Origin of the sequence: Streptomyces bikiniensis (genome assembly GCF_000716625.1) — a bacterium.
GTDB lineage: Bacteria > Actinomycetota > Actinomycetes > Streptomycetales > Streptomycetaceae > Streptomyces > Streptomyces bikiniensis.
In genome coordinates this window covers 14,317-36,614 of record NZ_JNXJ01000049.1, presented here as the reverse complement: position 1 = coordinate 36,614, position 22,298 = coordinate 14,317, and the positions used below count along the sequence as shown (strand labels likewise).

Here is a 22,298-nt window from a genome sequence, read left to right as displayed (position 1 = left end):
GGTGACCGGTCGTACCGAATGGCCGGGTGACGGCCCCGACTCGTCGAGGGCCGAGAAGGAGCCGTCACCCCAGGATCCGGCCGAGCGGGCGCGTGCGATCTGCCTGCGCCTGCTCACCGGGACCCCCCGCACGCGCAAGCAGCTGGCCGACGCGCTGCGCAAGCGGGAGATCCCCGACGAGGTCGCGGAAGAGGTCCTCTCCCGCTTCGAGGACGTCGGGCTCATCGACGACGCCGCCTTCGCGGGGGCCTGGGTGGAGTCCCGCCACCACGGCCGGGGCCTCGCCCGCCGCGCCCTCGCCCGGGAGCTGCGCACCAAGGGCGTCGAGCCCACCCTCATCCAGGAGGCGGTGGACCAGCTCGACTCCGAGCGGGAGGAGGCCACGGCCCGTGAGCTCGTGGCCCGCAAGCTGCGCGCCACCCGGGGCCTGGACCGCGACCGGCGGCTGCGGCGGCTCGCCGGCATGCTCGCCCGCAAGGGATACCCCGAGGGCATGGCCCTCCGCGTCGTCCGGCAGGCGCTGGAGGCGGAGGGTGAGGACACGGACGGGCTGGACGAGTCCTTCTGACACGGGGGCAGAGGGACTCGTCCGGTTCGACGGGCGGTGAGGGCCCGGTCAGTCTGGCGGGCGCGGGCGCGGGCTCGGGGTGCGGGCCTGCCAGGCCCGGCAGGCGGCGAGGAACCGGTCGGCCTGGTGGGCGGTGGGGATTCGTCCGGTCCGGCAGGCGGTGATGTCCGTCCGGTCCGGCAGGCGGTGAGCGGTCAGCCGGTCCGGCAGGCGGTGAGGGGTCAGCCGGTCCGGTGGGTGGTGAGGGCCCGTCCGGCCCGGTGGGCGGGGAAGATCCGGTCGGCCCGGCGGACGGGAGGGGCTTCCGGTGTCGGGCGGTCGTGTCAGCTTCTGCTTGCCGGGAGGAGCACTGGGAGGCCGGCGGCCTTCCAGGCCTGGAAGCCGCCGATGAGGTCGGTCGCCCGGTGCAGACCCAGGCGGCGGAGGGACTCGGCGGCGAGCGAGGAGGCGTAGCCCTCGTTGCAGAGGACCACCACCCGCAGGTCGTGGCTGTCGGCCTCCGTCGCGCGGTGGCTGCCCAGCGGATCGAGCCGCCACTCCAGCTCGTTGCGCTCCACGATCAGCGCGCCCGGGATTAGCCCATCCCGCTCCCGCAGGGCCGCGTAGCGCGTGTCCACCAGGAGCGCGTCACCCGCCTCGTACGCCTCGTAGGCGGCCCGGGGCTCGATCCGGTCCAGGCCCGATCTGACCCGTTCCAGAAGCTCGTCGATGCCCACCCTGGCTCCCCGCTCCACCCGCTCCGCCCCTTCCTTGCCTTTCTCCCGTCCCCCGCTCACTGCCAGTCCTCCGGGCGCTCGACCTGCTCAAGGCGGAGCACCGCGCCCGTCCGGCTGAAGCGCCGGATCAGCGGGAGCGGAGGGTAGTAGGCGTGCACCGACACGGCGTGGGTGTCCGGGGACTCGTTGAGCACCTCGTGCACGTGGTGGCGGCCGAAGGCCCGCCCCGCCCCCTCTCCCAGACGGCGGGAGCGGTCCACCCCGTCGGCCAGCTCCAGGGTCTTCCAGCCGCTCGCCGGCAGCCGGACCGCGAGCGCGTTCTCGGTCAGGGTCCCGCGCGCGGTCGCGAAGGCGCCCTGCGACTCGGCGTGGTCGTGCCAGCCGGTGCCCGTGCCGGGCGGCCAGCCGATGAGCCAGGCCTCGCTGCCGCCGGGGCCGTCGAGCCGTACCCAGGTGCGGCCCTCGGGGTCGAGCGGCAGGGAGGCGATCAGTTCCCGGTCGGCGGCCGTGCGCCGGACGAAGTCGAGCAGCTCGGTCGCCATCGGAGCCGACGGGGCGGAGCCGGGAACAGGAGCGGGGGCGATGGGTGGAAGTGGGGCGGTGTGCTGCGACACGGGTGACCGTCCTGGGGTTCGCGGAGGGCGCGCGACGGCACGTGGCACGCACGGACCCGCGTCGGCGGACGACGCAGAGGGGTGCGGCGGGAGTGCGGCGGGGCGCGCGGGAGAGGGGCGAGATCAGCAGGACGGGCGACACACGCAGCCCGCATAGCGGAGGAGGTCCATGTGGACCCTCCGCCACAGGCGCACGTCGGTGTCGGTCACGCTCCGGAGTACACCACGCGTCCCCGGCGGAATCAATGCATGTCCGCCGTGCGGTCACTCTCCACGGGCGCCCCCGAGGACGTCTCGGAGGACTTCTCCGGGGACACCCCGGCGGGCTCCCGGTCGGTCAGGGGGCCGCCGCGGACCGCGTCCGCCGCCGCGTGCAGCTCCTCGGGGCGCACCCCGGAGAAGGCGGCGACGAGATGCCCGTCGGGCCGTACGAGGAGGACGGCGTGGGCCGGAGCCCCCGGATAGGACTCCGACACCAGGACCTCGGCCCGTACCGGCAGGCCTCGTACGGCCTCTTCGAGGCGGGGCATCACACCGGCGGTCCGCCAGTGGCGCCGGTCCCACACCCCCGTACCGGGCGCGATCAGGAGGACCAGGAGGCGGCCCCGGCCGAGCCGGTCCCGGAGCCGTACGGTCGTGCCGTCGGGAGCGGTCACGCGGACGTCCTCGACGGGGGCGCCCGGCGGGGTGCCGACCGGGATCCGCCCGTCGGCGTACGGAGGCGCGAGGGGGGAGTGCGGGTACGCGGGGGGCGCGCCCAGCGGGCCGCGCCCCACGTGCCCGTCGGTCAGCAGGGCGTCGTGGCCGCGCGTGGCCCCGGGCAGGTACGTCCGCAGGCCCCCGCCGCCGCGCAGCACCGGCAGCGACTGGTCCGCCGCCCGAAGCCGGGTGGCCACGGCCGCCCGCCGCTCGCTCTGGTAGCTGTCGAGCAGCCGGTCCGAACCGCCGTGGTGCCAGGTGAGGGCGAGCTTCCAGGCGAGGTTGTCCACGTCCCGCAGGCCCTCGTCGAGCCCCTGGGTGCCGACCGCGCCGAGCAGGTGCGCCGCGTCCCCGGCGAGGAGGACCCGGTCGACCCGCCAGCGCCGGGCGAGCCGGTGGTGCAGCGTGTGCACCCCGGTGTCGATGAGTTCGTACGGGGGCGTCACCCCGTCGCACCAGCCGGCCAGGGTCTCGCGGATGCGGGCGATCAGCGCGTCCGGGGTGACCAGGTCGCCGCGCGGCGGCAGCAGCCAGTCGATCCGCCACACGCCGTCGGGCAGCGGGCGCGCGCCGATCTCCTCGGCGGCGCCGCGCCACGGCGGCTGACGGTGCAGCAGGGCCTCGCCGGGCCAGGGGAGTTCGGTGCGCAGGGCGGCGACCGCGTGCCGCTCCACCGCCGTGCGGCCGGGGAAGCGGATGCCGAGCAGCTTGCGCACCGTCGAACGGGCGCCGTCGCAGCCCACGAGGTGGCTGCCGCGCCACCAGGTGCCCGCCGGGCCCCGGGTGTGGGCGACGACCCCGTCCCGGTCCTGCTCGATGGTGTCGAGCCGGGCCTCGGGGACGAGTTCGACCAGCTTCTGCCGGGCGATGGCGTCGCGCAGTCCGCGCGCCAGGGCGTGCTGGGGGATGTGCAGCGGGGCGGCCGGGGCGGCGGGCGAGGCGGGGTCCTCGGACCACTCCTCCGTACCGCCGAGGCCCAGGTCGAGCTCCAGGTGGCGCACCACCTGGCGGCGGCGCATGCCGCGCCAGCCGACCCAGCGGACCCCTTCGTCGCGGAGGGTCGTGCAGCCGAGGCGTTCGACCATCGCGGCCATGTCGGCGCGCAGGACGACGCTCCGGGCCGGGCGGGGCTCCTCCTTGCCGGGGCCCTCGTCGAGGACGACGCTGGGCACGCCCTGCGCGGCGAGCGCGAGGGAGAGCGCGAGACCGACCGGTCCCGCACCCACGATGATCACCGGGTCCACGGCGCGGCTCCTGAAGGCCGGACGGTCATGAGGGCAGCACGGTCGAGTGTGGCACGGGCCCGGTGGTTGATCACAGACCGTATGCAACCCACTGGGGGTGCTTGCGTCAAGCGACGGGGTGGGCGCGGTGCGGCCGACCTCAAGTCGGTGCCGCGAACGGCGGGGCGGACGAGGTCAGCCGGGCTCGTGACGGGGGCGTACACGAGGGGCGGGGCGGGCTGCCGGGGCCCTCGGGACCGTGCCGTACGGGAGGGGTGGAGGCGGGCTGTCGGGACACGACGGGTGTCGTACGGGAGGGGTGGGGGCGGCCTGTCGGGACACGACGGGTGTCGTACGGGAGGGACGGGCGCGGGCTGCCGGAGCCCGACCGGTCTCGTACGCGAGGAGCCGGCGCGGGCTGCCGGCCCGGGCCCGGCCCCCTGCTTCCCGCCCCGCGACGCCGCCGTACGCGAAGGAGCGGGCGGGGCGGCCGACCTGGTGTCGGTACCGCCCCGCCCGCTCTTGCTTCGTTCCGGGTCCCTTGGGGCCTCGTCGTTCCAGGCCCCGCAGGGTCACGCGCCGCTGACGGCCTCCGCCGGGGCCTCGCCGGTCTTCGTGACCGCGCTCTCGGTGACGCCGGCCGTCTTCCGGCCCTGCCGCAGCCGCCGCTCCAGCCAGCCGGCCAGGGTGGTCAGGGCGAAGTTGACGGCGATGAAGATCAGCGCGATGACCGTGAAGGTGGCGATCGTGTTGGCGCCGTAGTTGGCCGTGATCTGCCGGTTCTGGCTGAGCAACTCGGGGAAGCCGAGCAGGGCGCCGCCGAGCGCGGTGTCCTTGACGATCACGACGAGCTGGCTGACCAGGGCCGGGAGCATGACGGTCACGGCCTGCGGCAGCAGCACGTACAGCATGGTCTGGCCCTTGCGCATGCCGAGCGCGACGGCCGCGTCGCCCTGGCCCCGGGGCAGCGAGAGCACGCCCGCCCGGACGACCTCGGCGATGACCGAGGCGTTGTAGAGCACAAGGCCGGTGACGACCGCGTACAGCGGGCGGAAGTCGGAGCTCACGGGCGTGAACTGTGCGTACACGGCGCTCGCGAACATCATCAGGAGCAGGACCGGGATGGCGCGGAAGAACTCCACGACCGTGCCGACGGGCACCCGCACCCAGCGGTGGTCGGAGAGCCGGCCGATGCCGAGGAGGGCGCCGAGCGGCAGTGCGATCAGGATGGAGAGCGCGGCGGCCTTGAGGGTCTCGACCAGACCCGGCAGCAGGTACGTCGTCCAGACCCGGACGTCGGTGACGAACGGGCTCCACTTGTCGGCGTCCAGCTGGCCCTTGTCGGCGAGGGCGGAGAGCACCCACCAGGCCAGCACGGCGAGGACCGCGAGGAAGCCGACCGTGTAGAGGACGTTGCGCCGCTTGGCGCGCGGGCCGGGATTGTCGTACAGGACGGAGCTCATCGCTTCACCGCCAGTCGCTTGGCCGCCCAGCCCAGGGCCAGGCCGGTGGGGAGGGTGAGGACGATGAAGCCGAACGCGAAGATCGCGAAGACCGTGAAGAGCGCCTGGGCCTCGTTCTCGATCATCTCCTTCATCAGGAACGCCGCCTCGGCGGCGCTGATGGCCGCCGCCACGGTGGTGTTCTTGGTGAGGGCGATGAGGACGTTGGCGAGCGGGGTCACCGCGGCGCGGAAGGCCTGCGGGAGCACCACCAGGGTGAGCACCTGGAAGAAGCTCAGACCGAGCGCGCGGGCGGCCTCGGCCTGGCCCGGCGGCACCGTGTTGATGCCGGAGCGCAGCGCCTCGCAGACGAACGTGCCGGTGTACGCGACCAGTCCGAGGATCGCGAGGCGGAAGCCGATCTCCTTGAAGTCGGAGCCGCCGAGTGTGACCCCGAGAGTCTGGTCGAGGACCAGGGAACAGGCCACGATGACCACGGTCAGCGGGGTGTTCCGGACGAAGTTGACGTACGCGGTGCCGAAGGACCGCATGAGCGGGACCGGGCTGACCCGCATGGCGGCCAGGGCCGTGCCCCAGATCAGCGAGCCGATCGCCGAGTAGAGGGCGAGTTGCGCCGTCACCCAGAAGGCGCCGAGCAGGTCGTACTGCCCGGAATCAAGAAAGTCGAACACGATGCCCCGCGCTCTCCCCTGGTGGTCGGTCGGTGTGGAGGCCGCCGGGGTGGCGGCGGCCGGTGCCGGAGTGACGACCGTCCCCGTGCGGGACGGCCGTCACTCCAGAGGCAGGGTGGATCAGCCCTGGACCTTCGGCGCGGACTCGTACTTGTAGCCGGACGGACCGAAGTGCTCCTTGACGAGCTTCTCCCAGGTGCCGTCGGAGACCATCTTCTCCAGCGCCTTGTTGATCTTGCCGCGCAGCTCGTCGTCGCCCTTCTTGAGGCCGATGCCGTAGTTCTCGTCACTCATGCGCAGGCCGGCGAGCTTGAACTTGCCCTGGTGCTCCTTCTGCGAGGCGTAGCCCGCGAGGATGGAGTCGTCGGTGGTGAGGGCGTCGACGCGCTTGTTCTGCAGGCCGGTCAGGCACTCGGAGTAGCCGCCGAGCTGCTGGAGGTCGGCCTTGGGGGCGAGCTTGTCGCGGACGTTCTGCGCGGAGGTCGAGCCGGTGACCGAGCAGAGCTTCTTGGAGTTCAGGTCCTCGACCTTGGTGATCGAGGTGTCGTCGGCGCGCACGAGCAGGTCTTGGTGGGCCAGGAAGTACGGGCCGGCGAAGTCGACCTCCTTCTTGCGCTTGTCGTTGATCGAGTAGCTGGCGACGATGAACTTCACGTCGCCGTTCTTGATCAGGTTCTCGCGCTCGGCGCTCGGCGCCTGCTTGAAGTTGATCTTGTCCTCGGCGTAGCCGAGCTCCTTGGCCACGTAACGGGCGACGTCGACGTCGAAGCCGACGTACTTGCCGTCCGGGGTCTTCAGGCCCAGGCCGGGCTGGTCGAACTTGATGCCGACGGTGATCTTGTCGCCGTTGCTCCCGGAGTCGGACCCGCCACCACAGGCCGTCGCGGTCAGCGCGAGCAGGGCGACGGCCGCGACGGCGGCGGAGGTGTTGCGAAGCTTCATCGAGGAAAGTCCCTTGGCTAGGCGTGAGTCGCGAAGCCCATCTCGTGGGTCACGACCACCATCGTCATGCCGTCCCGGGCCAGCTGCTGCATGACCTCCAGGACCTCGTTGATCATCTCGGGGTCGAGGGCCGAGGTCGGCTCGTCGAAGAGCATGACCTTCGGGTCCATCGCCAGCGCGCGGGCGATCGCCACGCGCTGCTGCTGACCGCCGGAGAGCTGGGCCGGGTACTTGTCCGCCTGCGTGCCCACGCCCACCCGGTCGAGCAGCGCGCGCGCCTTCTCCTCGGCGGCCTTCTTCTCCGTCTTCCGGACCTTGATCTGCCCCAGCATCACGTTCTCGAGCACCGTCTTGTGCGAGAACAGGTTGAACGACTGGAACACCATGCCGACGTCGGACCGCAGCCGGGCGAGCTCCTTGCCCTCCTGCGGCAGCGGCTTGCCGTCGATGGTGATGGTGCCGGAGTCGATGCTCTCCAGCCGGTTGATCGTGCGGCACAGCGTCGACTTGCCGGACCCCGAGGGCCCGATGACGACCACGACCTCGCCGCGGGTGATCGTCAGATCGATGTCCTGGAGGACATGCAGTGCGCCGAAGTGCTTGTTCACGCCGGACAGCACGACCAGGTCGTCCGCGGCGCGCGGGGTGTCCTGCGGACCCTTGGACAGGGCGTCCTTCGGATCCTTCGACACTGACTCTCCGCTCATCGGCCTCTTGCTCCGTCCTCCTCGGTTGGGGAGGACACTAGAGACCGGATGTGACGAGCGTCATCACATCTGAGCGGAAATTGAGGATAACGATCCGGCCGCAACCGGACACACTGCGTGAAGGCGACACCGGCCCCCGTACCAGGTGCATCACGGAAACGCCCGCGTAACGGAGGGACACTTGACTGTGACGCCGCCGTCCGGTGTTCATGCTCTGGTACCACCTGGTACACAGAGACCCGGCATCGGCACCCGGCACCCGGCGCGGGGCCCACGGGAACCACGTGCGAACGGCGCGAACGACACGGAAGATCACGGAGGAGGTACGCATGCGACTGCTGCTCGTGGAGGACGACGACCACGTCGCCGCCGCCCTCTCCGCGATCCTCGCGAAGCACGGCTTCGCCGTCACCCACGCCCGCAACGGCGAGGAGGCGCTCCAGGCCGTCCTGCCCACCGCGCACGGCGAGCGCCCCTCGTACGGGGTGATCCTGCTCGACCTCGGCCTGCCCGACCAGGACGGGTACCAGGTCTGCGGCCGCATCCGGAAGCTCACCACCACCCCGGTGATCATGGTGACCGCGCGCGGGGACGTGCGCTCCCGGATCCACGGCCTGAACCTCGGCGCCGACGACTACGTCGTCAAGCCCTACGACCCCGGCGAACTGCTCGCCCGCATCCACGCCGTCAGCCGGCGCAGCCCCGGCCCCGAGGAGACCGGCGGGGCCCCGGGGACCAGCGACGCGACCCGGCTGCGGCTCGGCTCCGTCACCATCGAGCTGCCCACCCGCCGGGTCAGCGTGGAGGGCGAGAGCGTCCAGCTGACCCGCAAGGAGTTCGACCTCCTCGCCCTCCTCGCCCAGCGGCCCGGCGTCGTCTTCCGCCGCGAGCAGATCATCAGCGAGGTCTGGCACACCAGTTGGGAGGGGACCGGCCGCACCCTGGAGGTGCACGTCGCCTCCCTGCGCTCCAAGCTGCGGATGCCCGCCCTGATCGAGACCGTGCGGGGCGTCGGCTACCGCCTGGTCGCCCCCGCCGCGTAACCGCCCGGCGGTCCCTCCGTGCGCACCCGACTCCTCCCGCTGCTCATCGTCCTCATGGCCGGCGTGCTGCTCGCCCTGGGCTTCCCGCTCGCCGCCAGCCTCGCCGCCTCCGAACAGCAGCGGGTCATCGTCGACCGGCTCGACGACGCCGCGCGCTTCGCCGCCCTCGCCCAGTACGTCGACCCGCGCAGCTCCGGCACCGACGAACGGCTCGTCACGCTCGGCGGCGAACTCACCAGCTACCACGACGTGTACGGCATCCGCGCCGGGGTCTTCCACCGCGACAACCGGTCCATGGCCGCCGCCCCCGAGGAGTGGGTCGTCCCGTACGACGGGGAGGCCAGGCGCGCCTTCAGCGAGGCGCTGCTCGGGCGCCGCAGCCACGACCCGCCCCAGGTGTGGCCCTGGCAGCCCCACGCGCGGCTCGCCATCGCCTCCCCGGTCGTCCGGGACGGCGACGTCATCGCCGTCGTCGTCACCGACTCGCCCACCGGCCAGCTCCGCTCCCGCATCCTGCACGGCTGGCTGCTGATCTTCGCGGGCGAGGCCGCCGCGATGCTGCTCGCCGTCGGCGCGGCCTTCCGGCTCACCGGCTGGGTGCTGCGGCCGGTCCGCGTCCTCGACGCCGTCACCCACGACATCGCCACCGGCCGGATGAACTCCCGGGTCGCGGCCACCGGGGGCCCGCCCGAGCTGCGGCGCCTCGCGCGCTCCTTCAACGAGATGGCCGACAACGTGGAGGAGGCCCTCGAACAGCAGCGGGCCTTCGTCGCCGACGCCTCCCACCAGCTGCGCAACCCGCTGGCCGCACTGCTCCTGCGGATCGAGCTGCTCGCCCTGGAGCTGCCCGAGGGGAACGAGGAGATCGCCTCCGTACGGACCGAGGGCAAGCGGCTCGCCCAGGTCCTCGACGACCTCCTCGACCTGGCGCTCGCCGAGCACGCGGCGGCCGAGCTGCGGCTCACCGACGTCGGCGCGCTCACCGCCGAGCGGGTCGCGTCCTGGCGGCCGGTCGCCGAGGACAAGGGGGTCGTCCTGGCGGGGGAGTGCGGGGCGGTCACGGCCTGGGCGGACCCGGTGGCCCTCTCCAGCGCCCTCGACGCGGTGATCGACAACGCGCTGAAGTTCACCCCGGCCGGGGAGGAGGTCACGGTCACGGTCGTCCCGGACCGGACGAGCGTCGCCGTCGTCGTCGCCGACCACGGACCCGGCCTCACCGAGGAGGAGCTGGGCCGGGTCGGAGACCGCTTCTGGCGCTCGGGCCGGCACCAGAACGTCAAGGGCTCGGGCCTCGGCCTCTCCATCGCGCGCGTCCTGCTGACGGCGGGCGGGGGAGGGGTGGCCTTCGCGCCGAACGAACCGCACGGCCTGCGGGTGACGGTCACCGTCCCCCGGCACGCGCCCGCGGACGCGCGGGGGCAGGAGCAGGGCTTCACCGAGCGGTAGCGGCAGTGGTCCGAAGCGGTGCCGTCAGGGCTTCACCGAGCGGTAGTAGCGGCGGGCGCCCTCGTGGAGCTCCAGGGGATCCGTGTAGACGGCGGTGCGCAGGTCCACCAGCTGGGCCGGGTGGACCTGGCGGCCGATCCCGTCCCTGCTCCTGATCACTGTACGGGTGAAGCCCTCCACCAGGTCCGCGTCGGCCTCCTCCGTGGTGACCAGGAGGTTGGCCACGGCCAGGGTCTCGACCCGCTGCCCGTCCTGCGCCTTCGCGTACGCGTCGGCCGGTATCACCGCCGAACGGTAGTGGCGGGTCGACTCGCCGACGTCGTGCAGCTGGTCGACCAGCTTCGCGTCCAGCGGGATCAGCCGGACCGGGGTGCGCTCGGACAGCGACTGCACCGCGTGGGTGGGCAGGCCGCCCGACCAGAAGAAGGCGTCCAGCTCGCCGCGCTCCAGGAGCTCCGGCATGGTGTCGATGCCCGCCGGGACCGCCCGGACGTCCCGTACGGGGGCCAGGCCGGCCGCCGCGAGGACCCGGTCCGCGATCAGCCGCACGCCCGACCCGTCCTGGCCCACGCCGACCCGCAGGCCCTTCAGGTCCTCCACCTTCTGCAGCGGCGCCCCCTTGCGGACCACGAGCTGCACGTAGTCGTCGTACAACCGGGCGCAACCGCGCAGCCGCTCGAAACCGGGCCCGCGCTCGCGCTGGTACTGGGCCACCGCGTCGGCCGTGGCGATCGTGAAGTCCGCCGCGCCCGAAGCCACCCGGGCCAGGTTCTGCTGGGACCCCTCGCTGTCCTCCAGCCTTATCGACACCTCGGGCAGGTCCTGGGCGAGGGCGTGCTTGAGGAGGTTCCCGTACCGCTGGTACACGCCGCTGGGGACACCCGTGCTGAAGGTGATCGAGCCGCTGGGCGAGGGAGGACCGAAGGGGACCAGCCACCACACCAGCACCCCGCACAGCGCGAGCAGCGCGGCCGCGACCGCCAGGGCACGGCGGCGGGCGGCGCGGGAGAGGGAGGCGAACATGGGGCCGATCCTGCCAGCCCACCGCGGCTCCTGGCCAGGGACGGCCGCGCCGCTCGCGGTGTACGGGCCCGGAGTGCGCTCCGCCGAAGCGGTGAGCGGTCCCGGCGGCGCGGGCCGCGCCGTGTGTCCTGCCGGGGCGGTGGTGCCCCGGCGGTTAGCGTCGGAAGGCGTTCGGTGATCTTGAGGACAGTCCCCTGTCCGCCCCTGGCGTCCCCTCCGAACGCACCCTTCCGCCCGTCCCCCTCGGAGCGCCCCGCCCCGCCTCACCCCGCCGCAGCGGTGAGGCGGCGTACTTACCCACCCTGCTCCGGCCCGCCCTGCCCCGGCCCGGGAAACGCGGGGCTTCGGGATCCCGAACCCTCTTCCGTCCCGCGGGCCCCGGGAGGGGCGGCCGGTCGGTAGCGTCCCGAGGGCCTTCTCGTACGAGGACCGTCCCGTACGTCCATCGGGGCGCCCGCGCGGTCGCGGTCGGCTCCCGGGAAAGGACCGCCCCGTGAAGTTCGGCGTCGACCTGCCCGACTACGGGCCCGAGGCCACCCCCGACGCCCTCGCCGACCGGGCGCTGCGGGTGGAGGCCATGGGGTACGACTACGCGATGGTCTCCGACCACGTGGCGCTCACCCCGGACGTGCAGCACCTCTTCCCCGCCCCGTTCTACGACCCCTTCGCCACCCTCGCCTGGCTCGCCGGCATCACCAGGACCGTGGGCCTCGGGACCACGGTCGCGATCCTCCCGTACCGGCACCCCGTGCACACCGCCCGGGTCGCCGCCAACATCGACCGCTTCAGCGACGGGCGGCTCCTCGCCGACCTCGCCGAGGAGACCTGGATCTTCGCCACCACCGGCATGTGCCACGACATCGGCGTGGCCGCGTGCACGGAGGCCGGTTTCACCCCGCAGGCCTCCCACGCCATCGGCGACTGGGACGCCACCCTCGCGGCGGTACGGCTCGGCCTCGGGGTCGCGCTCGTCCCACGCCTGGCCGAACCGGCCCCGCGGCCCGAGGTGACGGTCCGCGCGTTCAGCGAGCGGGCCCCCTCCCGTACGGTCTTCGCGGCCGTACGGGAGGGCAGCCAGACCTCCCCGGAGATCGCCGCCGTCCTGGACGCGCTGCGCACGGTCGCCAGGGCGGCCGTCACCGCCTGACCGGCCGTACCGCCTGACGGCCGTCACCGCCTGACCGGCCGCCGTCGCCCCGGGGCGGTGCGCGACCGATCCTCCACGGTTCGTGGAAGGTACCGTCCAGCAGCCGTTGCTGGATCCGCCCGCCCGCCGGTGCGAGGCTCGTCGGCGTACCGCGGACCGTTCCGCGCACCCCCTTCCCCCACCCTTTCCTTCCCCCTTCCCCACCCCCTGCCGAGCCCTTCCGGAGAGCGGGAAACACCCATGTCCAAAGCCACCTGCGCGCGGCTGGCCGCGCTGAGCCTCGTCTGGGGCTCCGTCTTCCTGTGGATCAAGATCGCCGGGTACGGCTTCCCGCCCGCGCAGACGGTCCTGGTCCGGCTCGCGCTCGGCGCCGCCGTCCTCCTCGCCATCGGATACGTGAAAGGGCTCCGGCTGCCGAAGGAGAAGGCCGTCTGGGGCCATCTGACCGTGGCCGCCCTCCTCGGCAACGCGATCCCCTGGACCCTGTACGCCCAGGGGGAGATCGACGGCTCCAGCAGCGTCGCCGCCGTCGTCAACGGCAGCGCCCCGGTCTGGACCCTGGCGACCGCGCTGCTGCTCGGACAGGAGAAGCGGGTCTCCGGCGCGAGGGCGGGTGGGGTGCTGCTCGGCCTCGGCGGCACCGCGCTCATCGCCTCCCCGTGGAACTCGGCCTCGGCCGGGAGCGGTGGGAGCGTCCTCTGCTTCGTCCTCGGCTCGATCAGCTTCGGGGCCGGCTTCGCGTACATGGGCAGGTTCCTGACGGGCAGGGGCGTTCCGCCCCTGGTGCTCGCGGGCGGCCAGCTCGCCGCCGCCACCGTGCTGCTCCTGGTCGCCCTCCCCTTCCTGGGACTCCGGGACGTCACCTGGCGCGCCGACTCGGTGGTCTCGGTCCTCGTCCTCGGCGTGGTCTGCACCGGGTTCGCCGCGCTGCTCAACTTCGAGCTGGTCATCAAGGACGGGGCCGCGGTCGCCTCCACCGTCACCTACCTGATGACCGCCGTGGCCGTGCTTCTCGGTGCCGTGGTGCTGCGCGAACCGCTCGGCCCGACCGTGTGGCTGGGCGCGGCGGCGGTCCTCGCGGCCACCGTCCTGCTCCGGCGCGGACCGCGCCCGGCTGCGGAGGAGAAGGCGCCCGCGCCGGCCGCGCGGCCCTCCTCCGCGTGCGACGTGTGAAAGGGAGGGGCGTACGTGGCTTTCGTGGTCGAGCTCGTCTTCCGTGGCGAGGAGGCGGACCGGCCGGACCTCGGGGAGGCCCACCGGGCCTACTGGAAGAGGATGGCCGCACGCGGCCTCCTGATCGGGGGCGGACCCTGGAGGGGAGGTGCCGGGGAGCTCCTGGTCTGCGAGGTCCGGGATCGCCGGACGCTCTCACGGGTGCTCCGCGCCGACCCGTACGCGCGGGCACGGGTCATCGGGGAACCGAGGGTCCGGGAATGGAACGTGGTCATGGGGCACGCGGTGTTCACGGGCCCGGAGCCGGCCCCGTCGGCTGCCCCCTCAGCCGTCCCGTCGGTTGCCCCCTCAGCCGTCCCGTCGGCTTCCCCTTCAGCCGTCCTGCCCGCTGTCCCGCCTGCCGTACCCGAGGGATCCGTCGTGGGCGAGGAGCTGACCGCCCACGAGCGGCGCGTCGCCGCGATGGTGCTCGACGGCCTGACCAACAAGCAGATCGCCGGGGCCTTCGCGGTGTCGACCCGGGCCGTGGAGCTGCACCTCACCCGGTTCTACCGCAAGCTGGGCATCCGCCGGCGCGCACGACTGGCCGCCGCCGTCGACCGGTCGAACGCCGCGCCGAGGCGGCCCCCCGCGCCCCCGGTCTACGACTCCAGGTAGCGGAGCACCGCCAGGATCCGCCGGCTGTAGCCGTTCGTGCGGTCGAGCTCCAGCTTGTCGAAGACGGAGTTGAGGTGCTTCTCCACCGAACTCAGCGAGAGGTGCAGCTTCTGCCCGATGGCCGTGTTCGTGTGGCCCTGCGCGAGCGCCTCCAGGACCGCCCGCTCCCGGGGCGTGAGCCGCGCCAGCGGATCGACGCGCGTGGTCCGTACGACCAGCCGCCGGACGACCTCCGGATCGATCGCCGCCCCGCCGGCGTGGATCCGGTCGAGCGCGTCGAGGAACTCCTCGACCTGCGCCACCCGGTCCTTCAGGAGGTAGCCGACCCGCTCGGCGCCCGTCGCGAGGAGTTCGGCCGTGTAGGCGCGCTCGACGTACTGCGAGAGGACGAGCACACCGGTCCCGGGCCACCGCTCCCGGATCTCGACGGCCGCCCGCAGCCCCTCGTCGGTGTGCGTCGGGGGCATCCGGACGTCCACGACGACGACGTCGGGCCGGCGCTCCCCGACCTCCTCGACCAGCGTCGTCGCGTCCCCGAACGCGGCGAGGACCTCGTGGCCCTCCTCGACGAGCAGGCGGACGAGACCCTCGCGCAGCAGGGTCGAGTCCTCGGCCAGGATCAGGCGCACGGCAGCTCCGCGGTGACGGTGGTGGGTCCCCCGAGGGGGCTGTGGACGTGCAGGACGCCGTCGAGCGCGGTGACCCGGCTGCGGAGCCCGGTGAGCCCGCCGCCGGCCGGGTCCGCGCCGCCCGTGCCGTCGTCCTCGATCCGTACGGTGAGCCGGGGCCCGTCGAGCGCCACCGTCACCGAGACCGAGACCGAGACCGCGGACGCCGAGGAGTGCTTGGCGGCGTTCGTCACGGCCTCCGAGACCACGAAGTAGGCGGCGGTCTCCACCGGCCGGGGCAGTGGGGCGCCGACCTCGAACCGGATCCGCAGCGGGAGGGGGCAACGCTCGGCGACCCCGCCGAGCGCCTCTTCGAGCCCGAGGCCGTCCAGCGCCGACGGATACACCCGCCAGGCCACCTCGCGCAGTTCGGCCAGGACCCCCTGGGACTCCTCGTGGGCCTGGCGCAGCAGTGCGTCGGCCCGCTCGGGGTCGCGGCCCCGGCGGGCCCGGCCGATCAGCACGGCGAGCGCCACCAGCCGCTGCTGGATCCCGTCGTGCAGGTCGCGCTCGATGCGCCGCCGCTCGGCGTCCACGGCCTCGACGACCGCGGCCCGGCTGGCGGCGAGCTCGTCGATCCGCCGCCGGAGCAGTTCCCCCTCGGAGGGGCCGAAGAACGCACGGGCGGTACGGGCGTCGAGCGCGGCCAGCGAGTGCAGGCCCTGGACGTCGAGGAAGAGCAGGACCCCGCCGAGCAGGGCCTGGACGAGCAGTTCGTCCCAGCCCAGGGTGCCCCGGACCGCTCCGGCGGCCAGGACCCCCGCCAGGACCGCGCCGAAGCCGAGCAGGCCGACGACCACCCCGCAGAGCAGCCCCGTGCCGACGCGGACCGCCAGATGGCGCAGGACCTTCCGGTCGGAGGCCGCGTCATGCTCCGGGAAGCGGTCGCCGAAGAAGACGGAGCGGCGGGTCCGTTCGAGGGCGGTCAACCGTCGGGCACCGGCCGCCAGGACCTTCAGGGCGCCGGGCCGGGTGCGCGGCCGGAGCAGGAGCGGGCCGAGGACCGCGCCGGTGACGAGGAAGTGGAGGGCACCGGCCAGGGCGGTCGCGCAGCCGAGGAGGGTTCCGAGGGCGCGGGAGGGGAAGGGCGTACGGACGGCGGTCCCGCCCCCACCGGCGTCCGCCGACGGCCGTCCGGACGCGACGCCTGCCAAGTCCCCCTGCACCGAACCCCCTTGCGTGCTGCCCGAGGCTAGTGGACCCGTACCGCCCGGACAAGATCGCCGGGACGGCGCGGGGAGCGGGGGCGTACAGGGGCCCGGTTTCACGAGGCGCGCCGGTGCCGGGCCCCGGCGCGACCGCGCAACCGGACCGCCAGGCAGGCCGCGACGGCGACCAGGACGAGGGCCAGGACGCCCTTCGACAGGACGCCGACGTACCCCTCCACGAGGTCCCACCGCTCGCCCAGCCAGTAACCGGCCATGACGAGGACGCCGTTCCAGACCAGGCTGCCGAGCGCGGTGAGCGCGACGAAACGGGCCGTCGGCATCCGTTCGACGCCCGCGGGCACCGAGATCAGGCTGCGGAAGATCGGCACCATCCTGCCGAAGAAGACCGCCTTGGTGCCGTGCCGGGCGAACCACTCCTCGGTGCGGACCAGGTCCGAGGCCTTCACCAGGGGCAGCCGGGCCCAGAGCGCGTGCATCCGCTCCCGGCCGAAGAGCGCCCCGATCCAGTAGAGCGCCACCGCCCCGGCGACCGAGCCGAGCGTCGTCCAGAACAGCGCCGACGCCAGGCTCAGTACACCCTGACCGGCGGCGAAACCGGTCAGGGGCAGGATGATCTCGCTGGGCAGCGGCGGGAAGAGGTTCTCCAGGGCGATGGCGAGGCCGGCGCCCGGGCCGCCCATCGCGTCGACGAGTCCGGCGGCCCAGCCGGCGACACCGCCCGCGGGCTCCCCGGTCAGGGCCAGGGGGGTGGAGTGGGCGAAGGAAGTGAAGGCGGCGAAGGCGGCGATCGGCACGGCGGGACTCCAGGGCGGGGGTCGGGGCTCCGGGGCCCGTCGCCCCGGTACTCCTCCACGCTAGGAATCCGGCCTCCGCGCCGGTACGGGGCTTCCCGTCCGGCCGCCCTGCGGAAAACCGCGGGGTGCGGGGAGGCGGGGTGCGGGAAGGCTGCCGGGGCCCGGCAAGAGGGGGTGCCGTTCGGTGTGCGCCGCACACGTGTCGGGGCCGGTCGCGGCCTCCTTACGATGCCGACGGAACGACGGAACGACGGAACGCGACCGGGGGGAGACCATGGAGGACGAGTACGACGCGGCCACCGCCCCCGCCACCCGGGTCGGCCCCTTCGCCCCGACGCCGGAGCCCACGTGGTACCCGCCCGCCTCGTACGTGGACGTACGGCCGTACGAGCCGCTCCCGCAGGACCCTTACGGGACCACCCCCGCCCCCTGAACCGTCCCCGGGACGGTGAAGAACTCGGCGATCTCGTCACGGCCGGAGCGGGCGCCGGTCCAGGGGACGTCGGGGGAGCCGGGGACGTCGAAGTCGACGGTGTCCGCGAACAGTCCGAGCAGGCCGGGCAGATCCTCGGCGCCGAAGCGCTCGAAGAAGGCGTCGACCGTGCGGAAGATCCCGGACGCCCCGGTGCTCTCGGCGGCCTTGCGGGTCTCGGCGGTCCCGGGGTGTCCGGAGGCGCTGGTCATGGCGGCGGATCCCTCGCTTCGCGGCGGTACCGGAGTCCGAGCCGGGCAGGATCGCGGCCGCCGTGCCGCTGACCGCCGAGCACGCCGCCGACCTGGGCGCGTACGCGGGCCGGGTCTTCGACCACCACCGCGCCCATCCGCACTTCGTGCGCCTGCCGGCCCGGGAGGGCCTCCGGGGCGGGGACCGGGTGGCGGCCGAGGACGAGCGCGCGGGCCACTACGACGAGAAGACCGCCGCCGTCGCCCGCGCCCAGCGGGACGGCGTCCTCACCGACGAGGCCGCCGCCGGGCAGCTGGTGCACGCGGTCATCGCCCTGACCGCCTCCTGGTCCGTGCTGCCGCAGCTGACCCGCATGCGCGTGCCCGCCCTCGTCGGGGCCGGCCCCGACGCCCAGCGCGAGGCCCTCGTCTCCCTGGTCCGCCGCCTCGCCGCCCGACCGCCCGGTGGGGACGCGGACGATCCGGCCGCCGGGACGGCGGCCGCCCCGGACCGCCTACCCTTGACGCATGACGAGCAGCAGCGACCGGAGCACCGCAGTGAGCGTTGACGGCACCAAGACCTACGAGATCCGCACCTACGGGTGCCAGATGAACGTCCACGACTCCGAGCGGCTCTCCGGTCTGCTGGAGGAGGCGGGTTACGTACGGGCCCCCAAGGGCGCCGACGGCGACGCCGACGTCGTCGTCTTCAACACGTGCGCGGTCCGCGAGAACGCCGACAACAAGCTGTACGGCAACCTCGGCCGGCTCGCCCCGATGAAGACCACCCGCCCGGGCATGCAGATCGCCGTCGGCGGCTGTCTCGCCCAGAAGGACCGCGACACCATCGTCAAGAAGGCCCCGTGGGTCGACGTGGTCTTCGGCACGCACAACATCGGCAAGCTGCCGGTCCTCCTGGAGCGCGCCCGCGTCCAGGAGGAGGCGCAGATCGAGATCGCCGAGTCCCTGGAGGCCTTCCCCTCCACGCTGCCGACCCGCCGCGAGTCCGCGTACGCCGCCTGGGTCTCGATCTCCGTCGGCTGCAACAACACCTGCACCTTCTGCATCGTCCCGGCCCTGCGCGGCAAGGAGGAGGACCGCCGGCCCGGCGACATCCTCGCCGAGATCGAGGCGCTGGTCGCCGAGGGCGTCTCCGAGATCACCCTGCTCGGCCAGAACGTCAACGCGTACGGCTCCGACCTCGGCGACCGCGAGGCGTTCTCCAAGCTGCTGCGCGCCTGCGGGCAGATCGAGGGCCTGGAGCGGGTCCGCTTCACCTCCCCGCACCCCCGCGACTTCACCGACGACGTGATCGCGGCGATGGCCGAGACCCCGAACGTCATGCCGCAGCTGCACATGCCGCTCCAGTCCGGCTCGGACACGATCCTCCGGGCGATGCGCCGCTCGTACCGGCAGGAGCGCTTCCTCGGCATCATCGAGAAGGTCCGCGCGGCCATCCCGCACGCGGCCATCTCCACCGACATCATCGTGGGCTTCCCCGGCGAGACCGAGGAGGACTTCCAGCAGACGATGCACACCGTCCGCGAGGCCCGCTTCGCGAACGCCTTCACCTTCCAGTACTCCAAGCGCCCCGGGACCCCGGCGGCCGAGATGGAGGGGCAGATCCCCAAGGAGGTCGTGCAGGACCGCTACATGCGGCTCGTCGCGCTCCAGGAGGAGATCTCCTGGGAGGAGAACAAGAAGCAGGTCGGCCGCACCCTGGAGGTCATGGTCGCCGAGGGCGAGGGCCGCAAGGACGGCGCCACCGACCGCCTCTCGGGCCGCGCCCCCGACAACCGGCTCGTCCACTTCACCAAGCCGGACGAGGAGGTGCGCCCCGGCGACGTCGTGACCGTCGAGATCACCTACGCCGCCCCGCACCACCTCCTCGCCGAGGGCCCGGTCGCGTCGGTGCGCCGCACCCGCGCGGGCGACGCCTGGGAGAAGCGCACCGCCGAGAAGCCGAACGGCGTCCTCCTGGGCCTTCCCGGGATCGGCGCCCCGGCCCCCCTCCCGGCGGCCGACGCCCCGGCTTGCGGGGCCCACTGAACCGGGACCGGGGCCGGGGCCCGCTGACCGGGGCCCGCTGAACCGGTCCCGCTGGCCGGGACCCACGAAACCGGGACCCCGCTGTCCCGGGCCCACTGGCAGGGGAGTCCCGACCTGAGCGGCCTGCTCGGCCCCCTCGGCCCGCTCGGCCTGAGGAGCGTGTTCGGCCCGAGGGGCCTGCCGCCCCGGGCAGGGCTCGTGGGACCGGGCTTCCGGGCCCGGCCCCGGGGCTCGCCCCGGTCGGCCGAAGGGAAGCACCTCCGGGGGGAGAGCACCTCCCGGGGAAAGCACTCCCGAGGGGAAGCGCTTCCGGGGCGACCCCGTCTCCCCGGCCGTCCCCGGACGGCACCGCCCCGGCGCAGTAAGGTGCGGATCATGCTTGTCGCCGCAGCCGTCTGTCCCTGTCCGCCGCTCCTCGTGCCCGAGGTCGCGACCGGCGCCGCCCCCGAGCTGGACGCCGTCCGGGCCGCCTGCGCGGACGCCGTCGGGCTGCTCGCCGCCGCCCGCCCGGACCGGCTGTACGTCGTCGGGCCCGCAGCCGCCGGCGCCGACGGCGTCTTCCCGGCCGGCACCACGGGTTCCTTCGCCGGATTCGGCGTCGACCTCTCCGTACGCCTCGGGGACGGCCCGGCCGGCGACCGAGCCCTCCCCGCCCCCCTCACCGTCGGGGCCTGGCTCCTCGTCCGGGCCCGCTGGTCCGGCGCACCCGTCGAGGGACTGGGCGTGGGGGAGGAGACCCCGGCCGAGGCCTGCGCCACGACCGGCCGCGAGCTCGCCGCCTCCGCCGAACGCGTCGCCCTGCTCGTGATGGGCGACGGCAGCGCCTGCCGGACGGTGAAGGCCCCCGGCTACCTCGACGAGCGGGCCGCCGGTTTCGACGCGGAGGCCGTCCGCGCGCTCGGCGGGGCCGACGCACCCGCGCTGCTCGCCCTCGACACGGGACTCGCGCGCGAACTGAAGGTCTCCGGCCGCGCCCCCTGGCAGGTCCTCGCGGGCGCCGCCCAGGGCGCCGGGCTCGACGGCCGGCTGCTCCACGAGGACGACCCCTACGGGGTGGAGTACGTCGTCGCGGCCTGGTCCTGATCCGCCCCGGGACCGCTCCCGGCACGACACGCGACACGGCGGACGGCCGCGGAGCACCTCGCTCCGCGGCCGTCCGCCGTCCTGCCGTACCGGGCGACCGTCAGGCGGCCGTCAGGCGGCCGGCGGCGGCGTCACACCGCCGCCCCCGGCTCCGGTACCGGTCCCGGGGGCACCACCGGTGCCGGGCGTGCCGCCGGTCCCGGGAGTTCCACCGGTGCCGGGCGTGCCATCGGCCCCCGGAGCGCCACCGTCCTTGTGGCCCATCCGGTCGATCGCCCCCTTCGCCTTGTCCGTACCGGAATGGATCTTGTCGCTGTACTTGCCCTTGGTCTTCTCGTCGACCACCCTCGCGGCCTTGTCCAGGCCCTGGTCGATCTTCTCCCCGTGCTGCTGCGCCAGGTCGGCGACCTTCTCCTTGGCCGGGCCGAGCTTGGCCTTCAGCGAATCCATGAGACCCATGGGGGCACCTTCCCTCCGCGGACCCTCGCGGGCCCGTCCTCGTGTTCTGCCCCCGGCGCCCGGGGGCCTGCCTACGCGCCTTCGGCCGCCTCGACGCCCTCCGTACGGACCACGTGCCCGTTCTTCGCCGGAGAACGCGCGACCACGTCCGCCTTCTCGCGCCACCCGGGGCGAGCACCTATGGCAAAAACTTGCCAAAACGCCCATATCCACTCCACAGCGTACTCGGAGGGGAGGGCCCCCGCGACGACCCGCGACCGGGTGCCGCGTACGGGGCAACGAGGCCGGGCGGGACCCGTCACGCGACTCGTTCGGGTACGGGTCCGGAGGTTTGCGAGACTGGGGCGGTGAGAAGCGCAGCTCCCGCCCCGCGGGTCATCGCCGTCGTCGGCCCCACGGCGGCCGGAAAGTCCGATCTGGGTGTCTTCCTGGCCCAGCAGCTCGGCGGCGAGGTCGTCAACGCCGACTCGATGCAGCTGTACCGGGGGATGGACATCGGGACCGCCAAACTGACCCCCGAGGAGCGCGGCGGCGTCCCGCACCGCCTCCTCGACGTCTGGGACGTCACCGAGGCCGCCAGCGTCGCCGAGTACCAGCGCCTCGCCCGCGCCGAGATCGACCGGCTGCTCGCCGCCGGCCGCACCCCGGTCCTCGTCGGCGGCTCCGGCCTCTACGTACGGGGGGCCGTCGACGCCCTGGAGTTCCCCGGCACCGACCCGGCCGTCCGGGCCCGTCTGGAGGCCGAGCTCGACGAGCGCGGCTCCGGCGTCCTGCACGCCCGGCTCGCCGCGGCCGACCCCGAGGCGGCCCGCGCGATCCTGCCCGGCAACGGGCGCCGCATCGTCCGGGCCCTCGAAGTGATCGAGATCACCGGCAAGCCCTTCACCGCCAACCTCCCCGGCCCCGACTCCGTCTACGACACCGTCCAGATCGGCGTCGACGTGGCCCGTCCCGAACTCGACGAACGCATCACCGCGCGCGTGGACCGGATGTGGGAGGCCGGCCTCGTCGACGAGGTGCGCGCCCTGGAGGCGCGGGGCCTGCGCGAGGGCCGCACCGCCGCCCGTGCCCTCGGCTACCAGCAGGTCCTCGCGGCGCTCGCGGGGGAGTGCACCGAGGACGAGGCGCGCGCCGAGACCGTGCGCGCCACCAAGCGCTTCGCCCGCCGCCAGGACTCCTGGTTCCGCCGCGACCCGCGCGTGCACTGGCTCAGCGGGGCCGCCGAGCACCGGAGGGAACTCCCGCGAGAGGCGCTGTCGTTGGTCGAACGAGCGGTTACAGCCTGATCACGTGATGGCATCGGGACGCCCTGCCCGTCATT

Annotated in this window: 24 protein-coding genes and 2 pseudogenes; 12 read left to right on the top strand and 14 right to left on the bottom strand. The window is 73.9% G+C overall.

Annotation, left to right across the window (positions count from 1 at the left end; all coding sequences use genetic code 11):
• The first annotated feature begins 1 nt into the window (after nt 1).
• Nucleotides 2–568, top strand: coding sequence for a recombination regulator RecX (recX, locus tag OO47_RS28620; protein WP_030221366.1), 567 nt, complete (start codon nt 2–4; stop codon nt 566–568).
• 323 nt (nt 569–891) lie between these two features.
• On the opposite strand, the gene OO47_RS28615 is transcribed toward recX, so the two are convergent.
• From OO47_RS28615 to OO47_RS28585, 8 genes and pseudogenes are all read right to left on the bottom strand, one after another.
• Nucleotides 892–1,344, bottom strand: coding sequence for a rhodanese-like domain-containing protein (locus OO47_RS28615; protein WP_078490002.1), 453 nt, complete (start codon nt 1,342–1,344; stop codon nt 892–894).
• Entirely contained in the window at nt 1,341–1,826 is a 486-nt protein-coding gene (locus OO47_RS28610) for a cupin domain-containing protein (RefSeq protein ID WP_234323328.1), read from the bottom strand. The genes OO47_RS28615 and OO47_RS28610 overlap by 4 nt, the downstream gene beginning before the upstream one ends.
• A 195-nt stretch (nt 1,827–2,021) precedes the next feature.
• Nucleotides 2,022–2,093 (bottom strand): putative leader peptide, encoded by a 72-nt coding sequence (locus OO47_RS38670; protein WP_310851512.1) that lies wholly within the window; start codon nt 2,091–2,093, stop codon nt 2,022–2,024.
• Between the two features lie 47 nt (nt 2,094–2,140).
• Nucleotides 2,141–3,841: an FAD-dependent monooxygenase gene (locus tag OO47_RS28605; protein WP_051716334.1), complete on the bottom strand. Its 1,701-nt coding sequence runs from the start codon at nt 3,839–3,841 to the stop codon at nt 2,141–2,143.
• Nucleotides 3,842–4,392: 551 nt separating this feature from the next.
• Nucleotides 4,393–5,283: an amino acid ABC transporter permease gene (locus OO47_RS28600; RefSeq protein ID WP_030221358.1), complete on the bottom strand. Its 891-nt coding sequence runs from the start codon at nt 5,281–5,283 to the stop codon at nt 4,393–4,395.
• Nucleotides 5,280–5,954 (bottom strand): amino acid ABC transporter permease, encoded by a 675-nt coding sequence (locus tag OO47_RS28595; protein WP_030221357.1) that lies wholly within the window; start codon nt 5,952–5,954, stop codon nt 5,280–5,282. The genes OO47_RS28600 and OO47_RS28595 overlap by 4 nt, the downstream gene beginning before the upstream one ends.
• A 120-nt stretch (nt 5,955–6,074) precedes the next feature.
• Nucleotides 6,075–6,896, bottom strand: a complete 822-nt coding sequence (locus OO47_RS28590) for a glutamate ABC transporter substrate-binding protein (protein ID WP_030221355.1) — start codon at nt 6,894–6,896, stop codon at nt 6,075–6,077.
• A gap of 20 nt (nt 6,897–6,916) precedes the next feature.
• A pseudogene (locus tag OO47_RS28585) lies at nt 6,917–7,603 on the bottom strand (amino acid ABC transporter ATP-binding protein); the annotation flags it as partial.
• A gap of 329 nt (nt 7,604–7,932) precedes the next feature.
• On the opposite strand from OO47_RS28585, the gene OO47_RS28580 reads away from it, so the two are divergent.
• The gene (locus OO47_RS28580; protein ID WP_030221353.1) at nt 7,933–8,646 is read left to right on the top strand and encodes a response regulator transcription factor; all 714 of its coding nucleotides are present in this window, start codon (nt 7,933–7,935) and stop codon (nt 8,644–8,646) included.
• Between the two features lie 18 nt (nt 8,647–8,664).
• On the top strand, nt 8,665–10,092 hold the full coding sequence (locus tag OO47_RS28575; protein WP_051716332.1) for a sensor histidine kinase: 1,428 nt from the start codon (nt 8,665–8,667) through the stop codon (nt 10,090–10,092).
• A gap of 24 nt (nt 10,093–10,116) precedes the next feature.
• Here OO47_RS28575 and OO47_RS28570 read toward each other — a convergent pair whose 3' ends face one another.
• The gene (locus OO47_RS28570; RefSeq protein WP_030221347.1) at nt 10,117–11,115 is read right to left on the bottom strand and encodes a TAXI family TRAP transporter solute-binding subunit; all 999 of its coding nucleotides are present in this window, start codon (nt 11,113–11,115) and stop codon (nt 10,117–10,119) included.
• Nucleotides 11,116–11,608: 493 nt separating this feature from the next.
• On the opposite strand from OO47_RS28570, the gene OO47_RS38200 reads away from it, so the two are divergent.
• The 4 genes and pseudogenes from OO47_RS38200 to OO47_RS38190 all read left to right on the top strand — a co-directional run bounded on the left by OO47_RS38200 (nt 11,609) and on the right by OO47_RS38190 (nt 14,092).
• Complete coding sequence (locus OO47_RS38200; RefSeq protein WP_078489999.1) at nt 11,609–12,262, top strand: LLM class flavin-dependent oxidoreductase; 654 nt, start codon at nt 11,609–11,611, stop codon at nt 12,260–12,262.
• A gap of 240 nt (nt 12,263–12,502) precedes the next feature.
• The gene (locus tag OO47_RS28555) at nt 12,503–13,435 is read left to right on the top strand and encodes a DMT family transporter (protein ID WP_030221344.1); all 933 of its coding nucleotides are present in this window, start codon (nt 12,503–12,505) and stop codon (nt 13,433–13,435) included.
• A gap of 102 nt (nt 13,436–13,537) precedes the next feature.
• Nucleotides 13,538–13,642: pseudogene (locus tag OO47_RS38845) on the top strand (LuxR C-terminal-related transcriptional regulator); the annotation flags it as partial.
• Nucleotides 13,643–13,855: 213 nt separating this feature from the next.
• On the top strand, nt 13,856–14,092 hold the full coding sequence (locus tag OO47_RS38190; RefSeq protein WP_234323329.1) for a helix-turn-helix domain-containing protein: 237 nt from the start codon (nt 13,856–13,858) through the stop codon (nt 14,090–14,092).
• Here the strand turns inward: OO47_RS38190 and OO47_RS28545 are convergent.
• The 3 genes from OO47_RS28545 to OO47_RS28535 all read right to left on the bottom strand — a co-directional run bounded on the left by OO47_RS28545 (nt 14,077) and on the right by OO47_RS28535 (nt 16,717).
• Complete coding sequence (locus OO47_RS28545; protein ID WP_030221337.1) at nt 14,077–14,721, bottom strand: response regulator transcription factor; 645 nt, start codon at nt 14,719–14,721, stop codon at nt 14,077–14,079. The two genes, OO47_RS38190 and OO47_RS28545, sit on opposite strands and share 16 nt — an antisense overlap.
• The gene (locus tag OO47_RS28540; RefSeq protein ID WP_051716330.1) at nt 14,712–15,914 is read right to left on the bottom strand and encodes a sensor histidine kinase; all 1,203 of its coding nucleotides are present in this window, start codon (nt 15,912–15,914) and stop codon (nt 14,712–14,714) included. The genes OO47_RS28545 and OO47_RS28540 overlap by 10 nt, the downstream gene beginning before the upstream one ends.
• Before the next feature lie 110 nt (nt 15,915–16,024).
• Complete coding sequence (locus tag OO47_RS28535) at nt 16,025–16,717, bottom strand: DedA family protein (RefSeq protein WP_051716339.1); 693 nt, start codon at nt 16,715–16,717, stop codon at nt 16,025–16,027.
• Between the two features lie 280 nt (nt 16,718–16,997).
• On the opposite strand from OO47_RS28535, the gene OO47_RS37035 reads away from it, so the two are divergent.
• Nucleotides 16,998–17,156, top strand: coding sequence for a hypothetical protein (locus OO47_RS37035; RefSeq protein ID WP_158708712.1), 159 nt, complete (start codon nt 16,998–17,000; stop codon nt 17,154–17,156).
• On the opposite strand, the gene OO47_RS28530 is transcribed toward OO47_RS37035, so the two are convergent.
• Nucleotides 17,132–17,407 carry a nuclear transport factor 2 family protein gene (locus tag OO47_RS28530; RefSeq protein WP_033210614.1) on the bottom strand — a complete coding sequence of 92 codons (276 nt, stop codon included), beginning with the start codon at nt 17,405–17,407 and terminating at the stop codon, nt 17,132–17,134. The genes OO47_RS37035 and OO47_RS28530 overlap by 25 nt on opposite strands.
• Nucleotides 17,408–17,469: 62 nt before the next feature.
• Here OO47_RS28530 and OO47_RS37030 point away from each other — a divergent pair, with 62 nt between their 5' ends.
• The 3 genes from OO47_RS37030 to OO47_RS28515 all read left to right on the top strand — a co-directional run bounded on the left by OO47_RS37030 (nt 17,470) and on the right by OO47_RS28515 (nt 20,518).
• On the top strand, nt 17,470–17,955 hold the full coding sequence (locus OO47_RS37030) for a hypothetical protein (RefSeq protein ID WP_051716329.1): 486 nt from the start codon (nt 17,470–17,472) through the stop codon (nt 17,953–17,955).
• The gene (gene miaB / locus OO47_RS28520; RefSeq protein ID WP_033210611.1) at nt 17,915–19,435 is read left to right on the top strand and encodes a tRNA (N6-isopentenyl adenosine(37)-C2)-methylthiotransferase MiaB; all 1,521 of its coding nucleotides are present in this window, start codon (nt 17,915–17,917) and stop codon (nt 19,433–19,435) included. The genes OO47_RS37030 and miaB overlap by 41 nt, the downstream gene beginning before the upstream one ends.
• 375 nt (nt 19,436–19,810) lie before the next feature.
• Nucleotides 19,811–20,518, top strand: coding sequence for a class III extradiol dioxygenase subunit B-like domain-containing protein (locus OO47_RS28515; RefSeq protein ID WP_030221318.1), 708 nt, complete (start codon nt 19,811–19,813; stop codon nt 20,516–20,518).
• 111 nt (nt 20,519–20,629) lie between these two features.
• Here the strand turns inward: OO47_RS28515 and OO47_RS28510 are convergent, their stop codons facing one another.
• Entirely contained in the window at nt 20,630–20,977 is a 348-nt protein-coding gene (locus OO47_RS28510; protein ID WP_030221315.1) for an antitoxin, read from the bottom strand.
• Nucleotides 20,978–21,324: 347 nt separating this feature from the next.
• On the opposite strand from OO47_RS28510, the gene miaA reads away from it, so the two are divergent.
• A complete protein-coding gene (miaA, locus tag OO47_RS28505) occupies nt 21,325–22,263 on the top strand; it encodes a tRNA (adenosine(37)-N6)-dimethylallyltransferase MiaA (RefSeq protein ID WP_030221312.1) in 939 nt (312 codons plus the stop codon).
• The last annotated feature ends 35 nt before the right edge of the window (nt 22,264–22,298 follow it).